Origin of the sequence: Cellulosimicrobium cellulans (genome assembly GCF_042723955.1) — a bacterium.
GTDB classification, from domain to species: Bacteria; Actinomycetota; Actinomycetes; order Actinomycetales; family Cellulomonadaceae; genus Cellulosimicrobium; species Cellulosimicrobium cellulans_H.
Genome location: NZ_JBHXIC010000038.1, coordinates 23,411 through 40,302, shown reverse-complemented (window position 1 = coordinate 40,302; position 16,892 = coordinate 23,411). Strand labels below are relative to the sequence as shown.

At 75.0% G+C, this 16,892-nt stretch carries 15 protein-coding genes; 9 read left to right on the top strand and 6 right to left on the bottom strand.

Features of this window, described 5'->3' with window-relative positions; genetic code table 11:
- The first annotated feature begins 144 nt into the window (after window positions 1–144).
- Together ptsP and ACFWH7_RS12075 are read left to right on the top strand one after the other, a co-directional pair.
- Complete coding sequence (ptsP, locus tag ACFWH7_RS12080) at window positions 145–1,836, top strand: phosphoenolpyruvate--protein phosphotransferase (RefSeq protein ID WP_378216752.1); 1,692 nt, start codon at window positions 145–147, stop codon at window positions 1,834–1,836.
- A gap of 145 nt (window positions 1,837–1,981) precedes the next feature.
- A complete protein-coding gene (locus ACFWH7_RS12075; RefSeq protein WP_378216750.1) occupies window positions 1,982–2,428 on the top strand; it encodes an SRPBCC family protein in 447 nt (148 codons plus the stop codon).
- A 63-nt stretch (window positions 2,429–2,491) separates the two neighbouring features.
- Here ACFWH7_RS12075 and ACFWH7_RS12070 read toward each other — a convergent pair whose 3' ends face one another.
- From ACFWH7_RS12070 to ACFWH7_RS12060, 3 genes are all read right to left on the bottom strand, one after another.
- Window positions 2,492–2,761: an HPr family phosphocarrier protein gene (locus ACFWH7_RS12070; RefSeq protein ID WP_378216749.1), complete on the bottom strand. Its 270-nt coding sequence runs from the start codon at window positions 2,759–2,761 to the stop codon at window positions 2,492–2,494.
- Between the two features lie 122 nt (window positions 2,762–2,883).
- The gene (gene ppdK, locus ACFWH7_RS12065; RefSeq protein WP_378216748.1) at window positions 2,884–5,625 is read right to left on the bottom strand and encodes a pyruvate, phosphate dikinase; all 2,742 of its coding nucleotides are present in this window, start codon (window positions 5,623–5,625) and stop codon (window positions 2,884–2,886) included.
- A complete protein-coding gene (locus tag ACFWH7_RS12060) occupies window positions 5,622–6,611 on the bottom strand; it encodes a pyruvate, water dikinase regulatory protein (protein WP_378216747.1) in 990 nt (329 codons plus the stop codon). The genes ppdK and ACFWH7_RS12060 overlap by 4 nt, the downstream gene beginning before the upstream one ends.
- Window positions 6,612–6,765: 154 nt before the next feature.
- Here ACFWH7_RS12060 and ACFWH7_RS12055 point away from each other — a divergent pair, with 154 nt between their 5' ends.
- The 5 genes from ACFWH7_RS12055 (at window position 6,766) to ACFWH7_RS12035 (ending at window position 11,767) form a co-directional block, all read left to right on the top strand.
- Window positions 6,766–7,440, top strand: a complete 675-nt coding sequence (locus tag ACFWH7_RS12055; protein WP_378216746.1) for a hypothetical protein — start codon at window positions 6,766–6,768, stop codon at window positions 7,438–7,440.
- Window positions 7,441–7,552: 112 nt separating this feature from the next.
- Window positions 7,553–7,849 carry a lactococcin 972 family bacteriocin gene (locus ACFWH7_RS12050; RefSeq protein WP_053369280.1) on the top strand — a complete coding sequence of 99 codons (297 nt, stop codon included), beginning with the start codon at window positions 7,553–7,555 and terminating at the stop codon, window positions 7,847–7,849.
- An 83-nt stretch (window positions 7,850–7,932) separates the two neighbouring features.
- Window positions 7,933–10,011 carry a hypothetical protein gene (locus ACFWH7_RS12045; protein WP_378216745.1) on the top strand — a complete coding sequence of 693 codons (2,079 nt, stop codon included), beginning with the start codon at window positions 7,933–7,935 and terminating at the stop codon, window positions 10,009–10,011.
- Between the two features lie 63 nt (window positions 10,012–10,074).
- The gene (locus ACFWH7_RS12040; RefSeq protein WP_378216744.1) at window positions 10,075–10,707 is read left to right on the top strand and encodes an ATP-binding cassette domain-containing protein; all 633 of its coding nucleotides are present in this window, start codon (window positions 10,075–10,077) and stop codon (window positions 10,705–10,707) included.
- Window positions 10,708–10,801: 94 nt separating this feature from the next.
- Window positions 10,802–11,767 carry a sugar phosphate isomerase/epimerase family protein gene (locus ACFWH7_RS12035; protein ID WP_378216743.1) on the top strand — a complete coding sequence of 322 codons (966 nt, stop codon included), beginning with the start codon at window positions 10,802–10,804 and terminating at the stop codon, window positions 11,765–11,767.
- A gap of 10 nt (window positions 11,768–11,777) precedes the next feature.
- Here ACFWH7_RS12035 and ACFWH7_RS12030 read toward each other — a convergent pair whose 3' ends face one another.
- Entirely contained in the window at window positions 11,778–13,136 is a 1,359-nt protein-coding gene (locus ACFWH7_RS12030) for a hypothetical protein (protein WP_378216742.1), read from the bottom strand.
- The gene (locus ACFWH7_RS12025; protein ID WP_378216741.1) at window positions 13,133–13,702 is read right to left on the bottom strand and encodes a SigE family RNA polymerase sigma factor; all 570 of its coding nucleotides are present in this window, start codon (window positions 13,700–13,702) and stop codon (window positions 13,133–13,135) included. Before ACFWH7_RS12025 ends, ACFWH7_RS12030 begins: the two co-directional genes overlap by 4 nt.
- 192 nt (window positions 13,703–13,894) lie before the next feature.
- Here ACFWH7_RS12025 and ACFWH7_RS12020 point away from each other — a divergent pair, with 192 nt between their 5' ends.
- Window positions 13,895–15,217, top strand: a complete 1,323-nt coding sequence (locus ACFWH7_RS12020; RefSeq protein ID WP_378216740.1) for an MFS transporter — start codon at window positions 13,895–13,897, stop codon at window positions 15,215–15,217.
- 58 nt (window positions 15,218–15,275) lie between these two features.
- Here the strand turns inward: ACFWH7_RS12020 and ACFWH7_RS12015 are convergent, their stop codons facing one another.
- Window positions 15,276–15,716, bottom strand: a complete 441-nt coding sequence (locus tag ACFWH7_RS12015) for a winged helix-turn-helix transcriptional regulator (protein ID WP_378216739.1) — start codon at window positions 15,714–15,716, stop codon at window positions 15,276–15,278.
- 264 nt (window positions 15,717–15,980) lie between these two features.
- Between ACFWH7_RS12015 and ACFWH7_RS12010 the strand changes: the two genes are divergently transcribed.
- Window positions 15,981–16,868 (top strand): NAD(P)-dependent oxidoreductase, encoded by an 888-nt coding sequence (locus ACFWH7_RS12010; RefSeq protein WP_378216738.1) that lies wholly within the window; start codon window positions 15,981–15,983, stop codon window positions 16,866–16,868.
- Window positions 16,869–16,892: the final 24 nt, after the last annotated feature.

Here is a 16,892-nt window from a genome sequence, read left to right as displayed (position 1 = left end):
GTCGAGCACCGAGTGACGCATGACCTGCTCGAGCGTGAAGCCGCGGTGCAGCGCGAAGGTCGTGCCGTCGTCGTGCGCCGGGCGCGCGCCCGCTCGCCGGGGCGCCCCCGGCGCCGGCCCCCCCCCCCCCGCGCCGCGGCAAACTTGGGCCCCGCCGCACGCCCCACCCCCCCCCGCCCCGGGCGGGGGGCGGGGACGGTCGTGCGGATGCCCGACCCGGTCCCCGAGCCCGACGCGGCCCCGCTCGCCGCGGACAGCACGGACGCCGAGCTTGACCTCGCGGTGACGCAGGTCCTCGCGGCGGTCACGACCGTCCAGGAGGACCTCACGGCCCGTGCGGCGCGAGCCGAGGGTACGGCGGCGGAGGTGCTCGGCGTGACCGCTGCGATGGCGGCGGACCCCGCCCTGGCGCGCGACGCCGTCGGGCGCGTGCGCGAGCAGCGCTCCACCCCGGCGCGGGCTGTGTGGGACGCGGCGGGCGTCGTCGTCGGGCGGCTCGAGGCGCTCGGCGGGCTCATGGCGGAGCGGGCGCGCGACGTGCGCGACGTACGCGACCGGATCGTCGCGACGCTGCTCGGCCTGCCCGCCCCGGGCGTGCCCGACCCGGGGTTCGCGTTCGTGCTCGTCGCGGACGACCTCGCCCCTGCGGACACGGCCCAGCTCGACCCCGAGCGCGTGCTCGCGGTCGTCACGCGGGGCGGCGGGCCGACGTCGCACACCGCGATCCTCGCGCGCGCCCTCGGCATCCCGGCCGTCGTGGCGGTCGAGGACGCGCTGACGCTGCACGACGGCGAGACGGTGCTCGTGGACGGCGGGCTCGCCACGGTCGAGCGCGACCCGTCCGCCGAGGATGTGGCCGCCGTCGTCGCCGCGCACGGCGCACGGGGCGAGCGCCGCCGCTTCGACGGCGAGGGGCGGACGGCCGACGGCCGTCGCGTCGAGCTCCTCGCCAACGTCGCGAACGGGGAGGACGCGCGGGCCGCCGCGGAGGCGGGGGCGGAGGGCGTGGGGCTCTTCCGCACCGAGGTGTGCTTCCTGGGCCGCACGGTCGAGCCGACGATCGACGAGCAGGTCGCTGCCTACCGCGAGGTGCTCGCGGCGTTCGGCGGTCGCAAGGTCGTCGTGCGCACGCTCGACGCGGGCGCCGACAAGCCGCTCCCGTTCGTCACGCCCGAGGCCGAGCCCAACCCGGCGCTCGGCGTGCGCGGCCTGCGCACCGCGCGCCGGCACCCCGAGGTGCTCGACCGCCAGCTCACGGCGATCGCGCGCGCGGCGGCGGCGGAGTCGGCGGACGTATGGGTCATGGCGCCGATGATCGCGACGCCGGACGAGGCGGAGTCGTTCGTCGCGCTCTGCGCGGACCACGGCCTCGGCACCGCGGGCGTGATGATCGAGGTGCCCGCCGCGGCCCTCGGGGCGCGCTGGGTGCTCGCCAAGGCGTCGTTCGCGAGCATCGGCACGAACGACCTCACGCAGTACACGATGGCCGCCGACCGCGAGGTCTCCGACCTCGCGCGGCTCTCGACGGCGTGGCAGCCGACGGTCCTCGCGCTCGTCGGGGCGACGGGCTCGGGGGCGGCGCTCAACGGGCGCCCGCTCGGCGTGTGCGGCGAGGCCGCGGCCGACCCGGTGCTCGCGCCGGTGCTCGTGGGGCTCGGCGTGACGTCGCTGTCCATGACGCCGCGCGCGCTCGCCGACGTCGCGGCGGTGCTGGCCGCGACGACCTCGGACCAGTGCGAGGAGCTCGCGTTCCTCGCGCTCCAGCAGCCCACGCCCGACGCCGCACGCGCGGCCGTGCGCGCCCGCCTCCCGATCCTGGCCGAGCTGGGCCTCTGACCCGCGCTCGACCTCGCTCCTGAACCCCGGGTTCGGCGCGCCCGCCGGCGCCCATGTGCAATTGGAGGGTTGCGCATAGCCGGTGCCTGGGCTAGCGTGATGCGCAACCAAAGAGTTGCACAAATACGCGGACGGGAGAACGGTGATGGTGGACATCCTGCACAGGGTGGGCGTCGAGGGGTCGACGCCGGAGGCGGTGTACCGGGCGCTGACGACGGTCGACGGGCTCGCCGGCTGGTGGACCGAGGACACGACGGGCAGCGGCGACGTCGGGGGAGTCCTCGCGTTCCGGTTCCCGCCGGTCGGTGGGTTCGACATGGAGGTCGTCGAGCTGCGGCCGTCCGAACGGGTCGTGTGGCGCGTCGTGGACGGGCCGGAGGAGTGGGTCGGTACGACGGTCGAGTGGGACCTGCGTCAGGACGGTGACTGGACGATCGTGCTGTTCGGCCACCGGGGCTGGGCCGAGCCGGTGGAGTTCATGCACCACTGCAGCACCAAGTGGGCGTCGTACCTCCTGAGCCTCAAGGGGCTCACGGAGGCGGGTGCGGGTGCGCCCGCCCCGCGCGACGTGCAGATCAGCGACTGGCACTGAGTGCGCGGACACGGTCGGGCCCGCCGCGCGCGGGCAGGGCCGCGGGCGACGGGCCCGGCGTGCTCAGGCGACTTCGGTCTGCTCCAGGAAGGTCGCGAGCGCGTCGATCGACGTGCTCGCGTCGTCGCCGTCGGCGTCGGTCGAGAGGACGACCTCGTCCCCGGCGGTCACGCCCAGCGTCATGACGCTGAGGATGCTCGCCGCCTCGACGGGGTCGCCCCCCGGCTTGGCGATCCTCACGGGCGCGGGCTGGGCGGCGGCCGCCTTGACGAACAGGGCGGCGGGGCGGGCGTGAAGGCCTTCGGTGATCGCGACGACGACGGCACGGTCCATGGTTGTTCCTCCGGCAGACAAGTGGTCTGGACCAGTGCATCCTAGGGGATCGCCGCCCACAAGGCGAGGGTCCGAGGACCTCCGGTCCGTACGCCGTCGGCCGGCGCCCGCCGCCGCACCCGTCACACGTCACGCGTCGTGCGCACGCCGTCCCGCCGGTCGAGCGTCGAGCGCGCCGCCGCGAGTCGCGCGATCGGCACGCGGTAGGGCGAGCACGACACGTAGTCGAGCCCGATCTCGTCGAACAGCGCGACGGACGCCGGGTCGCCCCCGTGCTCGCCGCACACCCCGGCGTGGAGGCCCGGCCGGGCGCGGCGCCCGCGCTCGAGCCCGACGTGCACGAGCTCGCCGACCCCGTCGCGGTCGATCGTCGCGAACGGGTTCGTACCCACGACCCCCGCCTCCAGGTAGGCGGTGAGGAACGACCCCTCCGCGTCGTCGCGCGAGATGCCGAGCGTCGTCTGCGTGAGGTCGTTCGTGCCGAACGAGAAGAACTCCGCGTGCTCGGCGATGCGGTCCGCGACGAGCGCCGCGCGCGGCAGCTCGATCATCGTGCCGACCGCGTACGGCAGCGGGGCGTCCGCGCCCGCGAGCTCCTCGGCCATCGTCGCGTCGACGACCTCCCGCACGCGGCGCAGCTCTTCGGAGAACCCGACGAGCGGCACCATGATCTCCACGCGCGGGTCGTGCCCGGCCGCGCGCACGGCGAGCGCCGCGCGCGCGATCGCCCGCACCTGCATCGCGGCGATCTGCGGGTGCAGCAGTGCGAGCCGCACGCCGCGCGTGCCGAGCATGGGGTTCATCTCGCTCAGCCGGCGCACCTGCGCGAGGAGGCGGCGCGCCCCGGCGAGCCGCGCCGTCGTCTCCCCGCCGCCGGCCGCGGCGGCCCAGCCCTCGACGACGGCGTCCGTCCCGTGCAGGGGTGCGCCGGGGTCTCCGACCTCGTCCTCCAGCCGCTGCACGAGGAGCGACTGCTCGACGAGGTCGGGCAGGAACTCGTGCAGGGGCGGGTCGAGGAGCCGGATCGTCACGGCCAGCCCGGACATCGCGGCGAAGATCTCCTCGAAGTCGGCCTGCTGCATGGGGAGCAGGCGGTCGAGCGCGGCGGCGCGTGCGGCGTCGGTCTCGGCGAGGATCATCTCGCGCACGACGGGGAGGCGGTCCGGCGCCATGAACATGTGCTCGGTGCGGCACAGCCCGATGCCCTCGGCGCCGAGCTCGCGCGCCTTCGCGGCGTCCTCGCCCGTGTCGGCGTTGGCCCGTACACCGAGGCGCCGCACGTCGTCGGCCCAGCCGAGCACGGCCCGGAAGTCGTCCGTGACCTGGGGCGGCACGAGCGGCAGTGCGCCCGCGTAGACGTCGCCGGTCGTGCCGTCGAGCGTGATCGTGTCGTCCTCGGTGAGCACGTGGTCCCCGACGTGGACGCGGCGCCCCTCGACGTCGATCCGCAGCGCCCCGGCCCCGGCGACGCAGGGCTTGCCCATGCCCCGGGCGACGACCGCCGCGTGCGACGTCATGCCGCCGTGCGCGGTGAGCACGCCCTGGGCGGCGATGACGCCTGCGATGTCGTCCGGGTTCGTCTCCCACCGCACGAGCACGACCGCCTCGCCGGCCTTGCCGCGCTCGGCCGCGGTCTCGGCGTCGAGCACCACGCGCCCGACGGCGGCCCCGGGCGACGCGTTGAGGCCGCGCGTGAGCGGGGTGGCGCCGTGGCCGGGGTCGAGCGCCGGGTGCAGGAGCTGGTCGAGCTGCGCCGGGTCGAGGCGCCGCAGGGCGGCGTCGCGGTCGATCACGCCCTCGTCGACGAGCTCGCGCGCGACGCGCAACGCCGCCTGCGCGGTGCGCTTCCCCGTCCGGGTCTGGAGCAGGTAGAGCGCGCCGTCGTCCACGGTGAACTCGATGTCCTGCATGTCCCCGTAGTGCCGCTCGAGCCGGTCCATGGTCGCGCGCAGCTCGCGGAACGCGTCGGGCAGGATCGTCTCCATCTCGGCGAGGGGTCGCGGTGTGCGGATGCCCGCGACGACGTCCTCGCCCTGCGCGTCCACGAGGAACTCCCCGTAGAGCTCCTTCGCGCCCGTCGCGGGGTTGCGCGTGAAGCACACGCCCGTGGCCGACGTCGCGCCCTTGTTGCCGAACACCATCTGCATGACGTTCACAGCCGTGCCGAGGTCGTCGGGGATGCCGTTCGCCTTCCGGTAGACGGCGGCGCGCGGGTTGCCCCACGACGCGAACACTGCGTCGACCGACCGGCGGAGCTGCTCGCGCGGGTCCGTCGGCAGGTCCTCGCCCGTGTGCTGCCGCGCGACGGCGCGGAACGTCGCGACGAGCCCGCGCAGGTCGTCCGCGTCCAGGTCCGTGTCCTGCGCGACGCCGCGGCGCGCCTTGAGCGCGTCGAGCTCGTCGGCGAACGCGTGCGCGGGCACGCCCTCGACCACCTCGCCGTACATCTGCACGAACCGCCGGTACGAGTCCCACGCGAAGCGCACGTTGCCGGACTCGGCCGCGAGCCCCTCGACCGAGTCGTCGGAGATCCCGAGGTTGAGGATCGTGTCCATCATCCCGGGCATCGAGAACACGGCGCCCGAGCGCACCGACACGAGCAGCGGACGCTCGCGCGCGCCGAGCCGGCGACCCGTGCGCGCCTCGAGCGCGTCGAGGTGCGCGACGACCTCGTCCCACAGCCCGTCCGGCCACGACCCGCCGCGCTCCATGGCCGTGACGCACGCCGCCGTCGTCACGGTGAAGCCGTCCGGCACGGGCACGCCGATGCGGCGCATCTCGGCGACCCCCGCGCCCTTGCCGCCCAGGAGGGCGCGCATGTCGGCGCGGCCCTCCGCGAGGTCGTAGACGTACCGGTCGCTCATGGCTGCTCCTCGTGGTCGGCGGCGGTGGCCGCGCGGGGTCCGGCCCGACGGCGGTCCGCCGGTCGGGTCTGCGGGGTCGCCCGGGCGAGGTCGTCGCCCGGTGGCTGCGGCGCGTCGTCGGGCGCGAGGGCGCGACGGCGCGCGGTGACGAGCTCGACGACGCGCCCCGCGGCCTCCTCGAGCGCGAGGGTCGTCGTGTCGAGGACCGGGCAGCCGAGCCGCCGCTGGAGCCGGGAGACCTCGTCGAGCTCGTCGTGGATGCGGGCGAGGTCGGCGTACCCGCCGAGGGCCGTGCCCCCGTGGCCCCCGAGTCCACCGTGGCCCGCGACGCCCATCGCGTGCACGCGGCGCTGCCGGATCTCGAGCAGGCGCTCCGGGTCGATCGTCAGGCCCACGACCTTCCAGCGCTCCGCCTCGAACAGCTCGCGCGGGGGCGCGAGCCCCGGGACGAGCGGGATGTTCGCGGTGGGGTAGCCGAGGTAGCCGAGGTACATCGACAGCGGGGTCTTGCCCGTCCGTGACGCCCCCACGAGCACGACCTGCGCCTCGTCGAGACCGTCGGTGAGGTGGCCGTCGTCGTTCGCGACCGCGAACTCCATGGCGTGGATGCGGTCGAAGTAGTCGGCGGCGAGCCCGACCGGCTGCACGACGCGCGCCGGCTGCGCGCCCGTGCGCGCGGTGAACGCGTCGAGCGCGGGGGCCAGCAGGTCGGCGCACGGGACGTCGAGCGCGGCGCACGCGTCGAGCACGCGCGTGCGCAGCGCGTCGTCGACGACGGTGCAGAACACCACGGCCGCGGCGGGGTCGGCGCGGAGCTGCGCGACGACGTCGTCCACCCCCTGCGGGCTGTGCAGGCGCGGGTGGCGCACGACCCGGACCGGCTGCCCGGGGAACTGCGCCTGCGTGGCGCGCGCGACGCGGGTCCCGGTGTCTCCCGTCGAGTCCGCGACCACGTGGATGTCGATGACGCGCGCCGTCGCCGCCATGACCCCAGGCTAGGCGGGCCCTGGGCCGCGCTGCATCCGAGAGCGGTCCGACCACCCGGTGACGACGGACGGACGAGCGGTGGCGCCGTGGGACGACCTCACTACGGTGGGCGCCGGGCGGACGACGTGCGTCCGACAGCAGGGGGGAACGAGCATGCCGGAGACGGTGATCACCATCAGGGTCGAACGGGACGGCGCGCGGCGCGGCCACGGATCGGCCGACGCGCCCGCGGGCAGGGTGCTCCAGTTCCACGGCTGTACCGACGGCTGCTGCCCGCCGCCCGACCTCCACGTGGCAGGCGTCGCGGGGTCGGTCGTCGCGGACCGCGACGGGTGGCGCCTCGCCAACCGGAGCGCGGTGATGCCGCTGCGCGTCTGGAACCTCGACGACCCCCGCGACCGGCTGCGCCTGCTGCCCGGGTGCGCGACGGCGCCGCCGTTCGACCTCGCCGGGATCGCGGGGGCGGCCGGTCACGTCCTCACGGTCTTCGGACCGGAGCAGACCGCCGGGACCGACGCCCGGTGCGTCGGTCACGTCCGGGAGTCCTGGGGCCTCGACCCGAGCAGCCGACGCCACGCGGTGATGACCGCGCTCGTCGCGGACCGGATGCGTGGTGAGGGCGCTGCCCCGCTCCCCACGGCCCGGGAGATCGGGGCACGACTGGGTATCTCCCACCGGACGGTGCAGGAGCACCTGGTCCAGCTCGCCGAGCAGCTCGGGGTGCCGGACCCGGGCCACCGGCGGGCGGGTTGGATCCAGGAGGCGCTCGTCGAGTTCGCGCTCCTGCACCCCTACGTCCCGGCGCCCGGCTCACGGATTCCCTGGTAGCCCGCACCGAGCCCGTGCTGTACGGGTTGGGCGGCCGCCGCGACACGGGCACCCTGGACGACGTTGCGGCGCCGCGACATCTGTCCAGCACTGTCGAGCAAGGGGGAAGAGGATGTTCGGAAAGCTCCGGAAGCCGGTGGCCGCGGTCGCGCTGACCGCCGCGGTCGTCGTCGGTGGGGCGGGTGCGGCCTACGCCACCGTCGCGTACGTGGGCGGTGGCACGTGGAGCTACGGCACGGGCGGAGGCGAGGTCTGGTCCGACTACTACCACGGCGGCAAGTGCCACGGTTCGTCGGTGCAGGGGACCTACTACGAGAAGGACTACGCCAGCGCCGGCTACTGGTCGCGGGCCGACGCGCCGGACCGCTGGTGGGCTGTGGACCAGTCCTGGTACGACACCTCGTGCTGACCTGAACGGGTGGGGCCGGGCCGCGCGGCGGCTCGGCCCCACCTGTCGTGTCCGTGGAAGCCGCCTGTCCAGGAGAGAGCCCCATGCTGCCCCGACTCGTCCGTCTCGCCTACGTGCTCGGCGTGATCCTCCCGACCGTCCTCGCGCTGCAGCTCTTCCTCGTCTTCGACGGGACCGAGGGCGCGGGCGCACAGTTCCAGGTCGTGGCGCAGTCGATCGCCGTCGACGGCCGGGTGTCGACGGCCGACCTCGCGCCCGTGCTCCAGGAGACCGCCACGTCGACGGGGGCCGACGTCGGCAGGATCGTCGTCGACGTCAGCGACCCGACGCACCGCAAGCATCTGTACGCGGTCGTCGGGCACGAGGGGGGCGAGGTGGCGCAGCGCCTCGCCGGCGGCTACCGACACTTCGACCCGCGGACCGAGGAGGAGTACCGGCCGTTCGTCGAGGTCGGCGACGCGGACCCGCGCGGGTACTACCTCGTGTGGGGCGACCGCGCGGACGCGGAGGCGGTCGTGGAGGCGATGGGCCAGGTCGGCCTGACCGCGGAGCTCGCCCCCTTCACGGGCAGCGTCGTCGATTTCCTGACGGACCCGGCGGTGCTCCTGGACCCGGTGATCGGGACCGCGGCGGCCGTGTCGGTCCTGGCGCTGATGGTCATGGTCGGGGGCGGCGTGGTGATGAGCGCGCAGGGCTACGGCGTGCAGCGGCTCCAGGGGCGGTCGTTCGGCGTCGCGGTCGCGCGCGACCTGGCCGAGGTGGGGAGGTTGCTCCTGGTGACGCTGTGCGCGGTCGCGGTCGTCGGCGGTGTCGCGCTGTGGTCCTACAACCGGGGCGCGCGCTCGGGCGAGCTCGTCCTGATGGTCGCCGTCGCCGTCGCGCTCGTCCTCGGGGTGATCGTGCTGACGCACCTGGCCGCCGCCGGGCTCGCGTTCCGGGTGCCGATCCTCGCGGCGGTGAAGGGGCAGTTCTCGGCAGGGTGGGCCCTCGTCGGCATCCTCGGGGTGCGCGTCGTGGGAGTCCTCCTCGCCGCGAGCGTCGCGTTCGCGACCGTGCAGGCGGCGCTCCAGGTGTCGGACCGGTCCGCTGCACAGGAGCGGTGGTCGTCGGACCCGGACGCGGTCTACGTCCAGATCTCCGGCCAGATGGGCGGCGACGACCCGGAGACGGAGGCGCGGTACGCCGCGATGGCCCACGCGGCGGTGGACGCCGGTGACGCGGTCCTGGTCGACGACGTGACGCAGGACGTGGCAGCGGTCGATCCTGCCACCGGTGCGCCGCGGCGCGGCGGCGGCGCGGCGCCGTGCCCGGTGCTGCTGGTGAGCGACTCCTACCTCGCCCGCCAGCAGGTCCTGGACCAGGGAGGCTCGCCCGTCACCGCGGTGGCCGGCGACGCCGTGACGGTCCTCGCGCCTCCGGCCTGCCAGGCGTTCGCGCGCGAGGACGTGCCCAGCGTCGTCACGGGGACGAGCGACGCCGCGGGCACCGTCTCGATCGTCCACCGAGAGATCGCCGCGGGCCAGGACCAGTTCACGTACGGCACGGTGCGCAAGGTGCGGGACGCGGCGCTGCTGCACGACGCGGTGCTGGTCGTCGTCCCGCCCGGCGTCGACGTGCTCTCGGACGCGTTCTACGGCGCGTACCTCACCCAGGGCAACGTCGTCTTCGGTGACGCCGAGACCGCGGGGCGGTACGTCTCGGAGCACGAGGTCGGAGCCATCGTCAACGGCATCTGGTCCGCGCGCGACTACGCCGCGGCCCAGTACGCCGAGGTCGTGTCCAACCTGCGGATCTCGCTGCTGAGCCTGCTCGTCTCCGTCGTCGTGCTGGTCGTGACGGCGGTGAGCGTGAGCGCGGTCCACGTCCGCCGGTCAGCGCAGCTCGTGTACGTCCGGTACATCACGGGCTGGCCGCAGTGGTACTCCCATCGCCTGGTCCTGACCCTCGAGCTCGTCCTGGCCGCCGTGGTGGTCGGTGCGGGGGCGTCGGCGGCCGCCGCACCCCAGGCCGTGCGATTCCAGGCCGCCGTCTTCGGAGGGCAGGCGGCGCAGTGGCGCGTCGGGATCGCCGTGGCGGTCGCGCTCCTGGCCGTCTGCTCCGTGCTCGTCGGTCTCCGCTGGGCGACCGCCCGGTTGATCGCCACCCGCTCCGCCGACTCCTGACACGACCCGTGACGTGCCACCGGCTCCCGGTGCCACGAACGCCAACGAGAAGAGGTACCCGTCATGTCGTCCGTCGTCGCCGAGGGCGTCACCAAGTCCTTCGGCAGCCGCGTGCTGTTCGAGGACCGTTCCTTCGTGGTCGAGCCGGGACAGATGACTGCGCTCACCGGCCCGTCGGGCTCGGGGAAGTCGACGTTGCTCAACTGCGTCGGCCTTCTCGAGAAGCTCTCGGCGGGTGCCGTCACGGTGGACGGCCGGGACGTCACCCGCCTTCGGCCTGCCGGCGCACGCCGCTTCCGCCGTGACACGCTCGGCTACCTCTTCCAGAACTACGCCCTCGTGGACAACGCGTCCGTGCGGGCCAACCTGCAGATCGCCCGCGCGCCCGGCCACCGCGGGGACCTGGGGGTCGGGATCGAGGAGGCGCTCAAGCGTGTCGGCCTGGACGGCATGGAGCACGTGCCGGTCTTCCAGCTCTCCGGCGGCGAGCAGCAACGGGTCGCACTGGCGCGGCTGCTCGTGAAGGCGCCGACGGTCGTCCTCGCCGACGAGCCGACCGGGGCGCTCGACCAGGTCAACGCGGACATGGTGCTGGACGCCCTGCGAGACCTGGCGGCCGGGGGAGCGGCGGTCCTCGTCGCGACCCACTCCCGCCACGTCGTGGACGCGTGCTCCGACGAGGTACGGATCGGCTGACGCCCCGCCGTGAGCCGATCCGGTGGCAGGTCGAGCACGGCGTCGCCAGGCCCGCTGGGTGTGGGCCACAGCCGACGGGTCTAGGGTGACCGGCATGTCCGACGCGACGACGCCGCGCGCGCACTCCCGGTCCCCGGGGGAGGCGCAGCGCATCCACGTCACGCTCTCGACGGCCAGCGTCTACCCGCGCAAGGCCCCGTACGCCTTCGAGGCGGCGGCCGACCTCGGGTACGACGGCGTCGAGGTCATGGTGTGGTCCGACGAGACGACCCAGGACGCCGCGGCGCTCCGGCGGCTCTCCGCCGAGCACGACGTCCCCATCCGCAGCATCCACGCGCCCACGCTCCTCGTGAGCCAGCGCGTGTGGGGGCGCGCGCCCGGACCGAAGCTCCGGCGCACGGTCGAGCTCGCGCAGGAGGTCGGGGCGAGCACCGTCGTCGTGCACCCACCGTTCCGGTGGCAGTACCGGTACGCGCGCGAGTTCGAGGACCTCGTCGGCGAGCTCGACGAGACCGAGGGTGTGACCATCGCGGTCGAGAACATGTACCCGTGGCGCAGCCGCAAGCGCGAGATGCAGGCCTACCTGCCCGGCTGGGACCCGTCCGAGCACGGGTACGAGCACGTCACGCTCGACCTCTCGCACGCCGCCGTCGCGCAGCAGGACGCGCTCGCGCTGCTCGACGTGTTCGACGGGCGCCTCGCGCACGTGCACCTCGCCGACGGGTCGTCGTCGATCACGGACGAGCACCTCGTGCCGGGCCGGGGCGACCAGCCGTGCGACAAGGTGCTCGCCGAGCTCGTGCAGCGCGGCTGGTCCGGAGACGTGGTCGTCGAGATCTCGACGCGCCGCGCCCGGACCGCGGCCGAGCGCCGCGAGGACCTCGCGGCCTCCCTGTTCTTCGCGCGTACCTACCTCACGCCCGGGCCGCACCCGGCCTACGAGCCGCCGCCCGGGCACCCGCACCGCCACGCCGACGCCTGGGGCGAGGAGGACGCACGGGACGGCGCGGCGGAAGCGGGCACGGACGACGACGTCGCGAAGGCGGCCGGGACGGCCTGACGCCGCCGGGTCAGAACTGCAACGACCCCAGGACCCCGCGCAGCGTCTCGAGCCCCGCCTCGTCGCCGGGGAGCGTGATCGAGAGCAGGACGTCCGGACCGCCGTCCTCGCCGTGGAGCTCGACGTTCGCGCTCAGGGCCGGGACGGCATCGACCGCCCAGTGCGGGCCCTGGCTCGTCAGCACCTGGGCGAAGTCGGCTCCCGGGACGACGATCGTCTGCGGGTGGAACTGGTCCGCGGCGGTGCTGAACGAGCTCGTGCCCGTCTCGCCGACCTGCACGAACATGTTCCAGCGCACGTCGGACGGCGCGCCGTCCACCGGCGGGCCGGACCACTCGACCCCCGGTCCGAAGTTGCCCTCGACGTCGCGGGAGGTCCACCCCTGCGGGACGGCGTAGCCGAGGTTCTCGGTGGAGACGGTCTGCCACCCCGCGGGAGCTCCCGGGACGACGACCCCGATCTCGGGGTACGTGTACGTCGGGCTGAACCACTCCGGCGCTCCCTCGGGCTCGAACCACAGGTTGCCCAGGAAGGTGCGTGCCAGCTCGTCGCCCACCTCGTCGTCGGTGAACTCGAGGACGACCGTCCAACCCGTGCCCGTGCCGGCGTACCGGACGTCCGCCTCCCAGCGAGCGAGGCCCGGATCGTCGGACGGGCCGCGCGTCACCGCGACGAAGTCCGCGCCGGGGATCTCGACCGTCCAGGCCCCGGAGTCCCTGGCCGGGGTGGCCCACGACGCGGCGCCAGGGTCGACGTCGATCGTCAGGACGGCGCCGGAGTCGTTCATGGGCGGCGGGACCGCGTCCGCGGGAGTGTCCGACCCCGGGGGGTTCCAGTGCTCCGGGGACTTCCAGGTGACCGACGCCGGCGCGCCGAACGCCTCGCCGTCGACCTCCCACCCCCCGGGCGGCAGCGTGTACGTGAGACCGCCCTGCATGGTGTAGTCCGAGTGGTGCGTCTCGACGACGCCGTGCTCGATGCCCGGCAGCTCCGGGAGCTCGCCGCCGCCCACCGGCAGGTAGCGCAGGGGCTGCTCGGGCTGCTCCGGCGTCGGGTCGGGCACCGGGTCCGCCGTCGGCTCCGCCGGTGCGGGTGCGGCGGTCTGCGCCGGCGGCACGGTCAGGGCGAGGTCGGACGTGTGGGGCAGCATCCCGGGCAACAACGCCACGGCGGCGGCCAGGACGCCGACGACCGCGGTGGACCCGCCCGCCGCGAGGGCGGTCCGGCGGACGCGCACGCGCCGCACCGCGCGGTGCGCGAGGGCGTCGGGGTCCAGCGTCGTCGGCACCTCGACCGCGGCCTGCGCCGCGCGCACGCGGGCGACGACCTCGGTCTCCTCGACCGCCACGGGCTCGGGCGTCGTGCTCATCGCTGTCTCTCCGTTCCGTTCTCGGGGGCCACGAGGGTGCGCAGGCGGGCCAGCGCCCGGGACCCGGTGGACTTGACCGTGCCGACGGCGATGCCGAGCTCCGCGGCGGTCTCGGCCTCCGAGCGGTCGAGCACGTAGCGCAGCAGGACGACCCGCCGCTGCTTGACCGGCAGGGCGAGCAGGGCACGCACGATCCGGTCGCGGTCCTCGACCCCGGACGGGTCGGTCGCGGACCGACGCTCGAGGCCCGCCAGGGTCTCGTGCTCCACCGAGACCTCCCGTCTGGTCCGTCGCCAGGTGTCGATGCGCGCCGTGGCGACGACGCGACGCGCGTAGGCGAACGGCTCGCCGTCGCCGACCCGTGACCACGCCCGGAACGTCCGCTCGAGCGCGAGCTGGACGAGGTCGTGCGCGCGGTGCGCGTCGCCGCACAGCAGGTACGCGAAGCGGTAGAGGTCCGCGGAGCTCGCGCGCGCGAACTCGGTGAAGTGCTCCTCGGCGGTCTGCCCCACGCGCACGACCCGCACGTGGGGCGCGTCCGCCCGGTCGATCGCGACGTCGGTCATGCCCGACCGCCCCCCTGCTGCGGTCGGCGCTCCGGCCGACGTCGGTTCCTCACGAGTGCTAGACGCAGCGGAGGGCGGCGGGGGTTCCATGTTTCTTCCCGGGTCCGGAGGGATCGCCCAGGATCCCACGGCCGGCGTTCCCCGCCGCCCGTCGGCCGCGGGCGTGGCAGCGCTGACGTAGGCTCGGCGATCGTGGCTCGCGTCAACGGTCTCCTCGCCGACACGACGCCGCTGCGTACCTCCCCGCCGTTCCGCCGGCTGTGGTGGGGCCTGGGGATCTCGAACCTCGGCTCGCAGCTCACCGTCGTCGCCGTCGGCCTCCAGGTGTACGCGCTCACGGGCTCGTCGCTCGCCGTCGGCGTGCTCGGGCTCTGCGCCCTCGTGCCCCTCGTCGTGCTCGGGCTCTACGGCGGTGCTCTCGTCGACGCCTACGACCGCCGCAAGGTCGCGCTCGCGGCGTCGACCGCCCTGTGGGTCATCACCGCGCTCATCGCCGTCCAGGCGTGGCTGCACCTGAACTCGGTGGGCGTGCTCTACGCGCTCGTCGCCGCGCAGTCCGCGGCGTTCGCCATCAACAACCCGGCGCGGTCGGCGATCATCCCGCGGCTCGTCGAGCCCCGGCTCCTGCCCGCGGCCAACGCGCTCCAGACGATCGCGTGGAACGTCGCGCTCACCGTCGGCCCGCTGGGCGGCGCGTTCCTCGTCGCGCTGTGGGGCTACCAGGTCGCGTACACGATCGACGCCGTGCTCTTCACCGCCGCGCTGTGGGCGGTGTGGCGGCTCCCGGACATCCCGCCCCTCACCGGCGGCGGCGACACCCCGCAGGCCGCGCCCGCGGGGCGGCGACGCCGGATCGTGGGCTGGCGCTCCGTCGTCGACGGCCTGCGGTACCTCGCGACGCAGCCCAACGTCCGCACGACCTTCCTCGTCGACCTCGCCGCGATGGTGCTCGCGTCGCCGCGCGTGCTGCTGCCCGCCGCAGGCGTCGTGTTCCTCGGCGGCGGCGAGGCGACGACGGGCGTCCTCACCGCCGCGTTCGCGGTCGGCGCCGTGCTGGCAGGGGTGTTCTCCGGCGGGCTGTCCCGCGTGCGCTGGCAGGGCCGGGTCATCGTCTGGGCGGTCACCGCGTACGGGCTGTCGATCGTGCTGTTCGGCCTCGTGCTGGTGGGGGTCGGGGCGACCTCCCCGACGACCGTCCTCGTGGGCGGGGTCGTCGCCGCGAGCGTCGCGCTGGCGCTCGCGGGCGCGTCCGACGCGGTGAGCGCCGTGTTCCGCCAGACCATCCTCCAGACCGCGACGCCCGACGACATGCGCGGCCGCCTCCAGGGCGTGTTCATCGTCGTCGTCGCGGGCGGGCCGCGCCTGGGCGAGCTCGTGCTCGGGGCGCAGGCGACATGGGTCGGCGAGGCGTGGGCCGCCGTCGCCGGGGGCGTGGCGTGCGTCGTCGTGCTGTGGCTCGTCCTGCGGTCGCAACGGAAGTTCTGGCGCTACGACGCCCTCCACCCCGAGCCTTGACGTCGTCCGCCGAGAAGTGCGGATCCGCCCTCGAATCGACCGATCCAGGGGCGGATCCTCACTTCTCGGCGGGTGCGGTTGAGCCGATCCGCTCGATGCGGTCGCGGCCCCAGTCGCCGAGCGACCCGAGCGCCGCGTTGAGCGCGCTGCCGTGCTCGGTGAGGGAGTACTCGACGCGCGGCGGCACCTCGGGGAACACCTCGCGCACGAGCAGGTCGTCGGCCTCCATCTCGCGGAGCTGCTGCGCGAGCACCTTGTCGCTCACCCCAGGCAGACCGCGCTTGAGCTCGGCGTAGCGCCGCACGCCGTGGTCCTCGAGCTCCCAGAGGATGAGCGACTTCCACTTGCCGCTCACCACGTCCATCGCGGCGTCGAGGCCGCACACGTACGGGCCGCGTCGTGCCGTGCTCGTCGGGGTGCTGGTGGATGTGCCCGCGACGGCGCCCGAGGGCGTCCTCGCGCTCGGGGCGGTGCGGACCGGAGGGGCCGTCGTCGTCATCGTTCGCTCCTTCGTCGCTGACCGGTTCCGTGCCGGGAGGCGCCTGACCTGCACGCTCACCTGGAGGTGAGAACCCCACCTCGAAGTGCGTTCTTCCCGGACGGCCGGAGGTCGCGGAGGGTGGACGACGAGGGCACGCAGCACCGTCGGCCCCGCCCGAGCACCACCACCAGACCCGGAGGAACGATGCCAGACCCGTCAGCACGCTCTGCATCCTCAGCACGCTCTGCATCCTCAGCACGCTCTGCACCCGCAGCACCTCCCGTGACCGTCCTCGGCCTCGGCGCGATGGGCAGCGCCCTCGCCGCCGCGACCGTCACCGCCGGGCACCCGACCACCGTCTGGAACCGGACGCCCGGACGTGCGGGCGCGCTCGTCGCGACCGGCGCCCGCGAGGCGGCGACGGTGCGCGACGCCGTCACCGCCTCGCCGCTCGTCGTCGCGGTCCTGCTCGACCACGCGTCCGTGCACCAGACGCTGGGTCCCGTCGTGGACGCGCTCGCGGGCCGGACGCTCGTCAACCTCGTCACGACGACGCCCGAGGAGTCGCGCGAGCTCGCGGCCTGGGCGGGCGCCCACGGTGCGACCTCCCTGGACGGCGGCATCATGGCCGTCCCCGGGATGATCGGCGGGCCGGGGGCCGAGGTCCTGTACAGCGGGTCGCGCGCGGCGTTCGACGACGCCCGTCCCGTTCTCGACACGTGGGGCGCGAGCACGTGGTTCGGCGAGGACCCCGGCCTCGCGCCGCTCTACGACCTCGCGCTGCTCGCGGGGATGTACGCGATGTTCGCGGGCTTCTTCCACGGGGTCGCGATGGTCGGGACGGCCGGCGTGAGCGCGAGCGACTTCGCGCGCCGCGCCGCGCCCTGGCTCGTCGCGATGGCGTCGGAGCTCGCGGGCTACGCCGACGTCATCGACCGCCGCGACTACGCCGGCCCCGGTCAGCAGAGCCTCGACTTCTCCGACCTGACCCACCTGCTCCGGGCGAGCGAGGACGCCGGGCTCGCGCCCGACGTCGTCGCCGCAGTCCAGGCGCTCATCGGCCGCCAGGTCGACGCCGGCCACGGCGTCGGGGGGGGGGGGGCGCCCCGCGGGAGCCACAGCCCAACCCCCCCCCCCCCCCCCCCCCCCCCCCCCCCGGAGTCCACCTAAGAGCGCCCCCCCCCCCCCCCCCCC

Excerpts from the sequence above, each read along its gene's own strand:
- ACFWH7_RS12040 (WP_378216744.1), top strand. The coding sequence starts at position 10,075 with ATGTCGTCCGTCGTCGCCGAGGGCGTCACCAAGTCCTTCGGCAGCCGC.
- ACFWH7_RS12050 (WP_053369280.1), top strand. The coding sequence starts at position 7,553 with ATGTTCGGAAAGCTCCGGAAGCCGGTGGCCGCGGTCGCGCTGACCGCC.
- ACFWH7_RS12070 (WP_378216749.1), bottom strand. The coding sequence starts at position 2,761 with ATGGACCGTGCCGTCGTCGTCGCGATCACCGAAGGCCTTCACGCCCGC.
- ACFWH7_RS12055 (WP_378216746.1), top strand. The coding sequence starts at position 6,766 with ATGCCGGAGACGGTGATCACCATCAGGGTCGAACGGGACGGCGCGCGG.
- ppdK (WP_378216748.1), bottom strand. The coding sequence starts at position 5,625 with ATGAGCGACCGGTACGTCTACGACCTCGCGGAGGGCCGCGCCGACATG.
- ACFWH7_RS12060 (WP_378216747.1), bottom strand. The coding sequence starts at position 6,611 with ATGGCGGCGACGGCGCGCGTCATCGACATCCACGTGGTCGCGGACTCG.
- ACFWH7_RS12015 (WP_378216739.1), bottom strand. The coding sequence starts at position 15,716 with ATGACGACGACGGCCCCTCCGGTCCGCACCGCCCCGAGCGCGAGGACG.
- ACFWH7_RS12045 (WP_378216745.1), top strand. The coding sequence starts at position 7,933 with ATGCTGCCCCGACTCGTCCGTCTCGCCTACGTGCTCGGCGTGATCCTC.
- ACFWH7_RS12075 (WP_378216750.1), top strand. The coding sequence starts at position 1,982 with ATGGTGGACATCCTGCACAGGGTGGGCGTCGAGGGGTCGACGCCGGAG.
- ACFWH7_RS12035 (WP_378216743.1), top strand. The coding sequence starts at position 10,802 with ATGTCCGACGCGACGACGCCGCGCGCGCACTCCCGGTCCCCGGGGGAG.
- ACFWH7_RS12030 (WP_378216742.1), bottom strand. The coding sequence starts at position 13,136 with ATGAGCACGACGCCCGAGCCCGTGGCGGTCGAGGAGACCGAGGTCGTC.
- ACFWH7_RS12025 (WP_378216741.1), bottom strand. The coding sequence starts at position 13,702 with ATGACCGACGTCGCGATCGACCGGGCGGACGCGCCCCACGTGCGGGTC.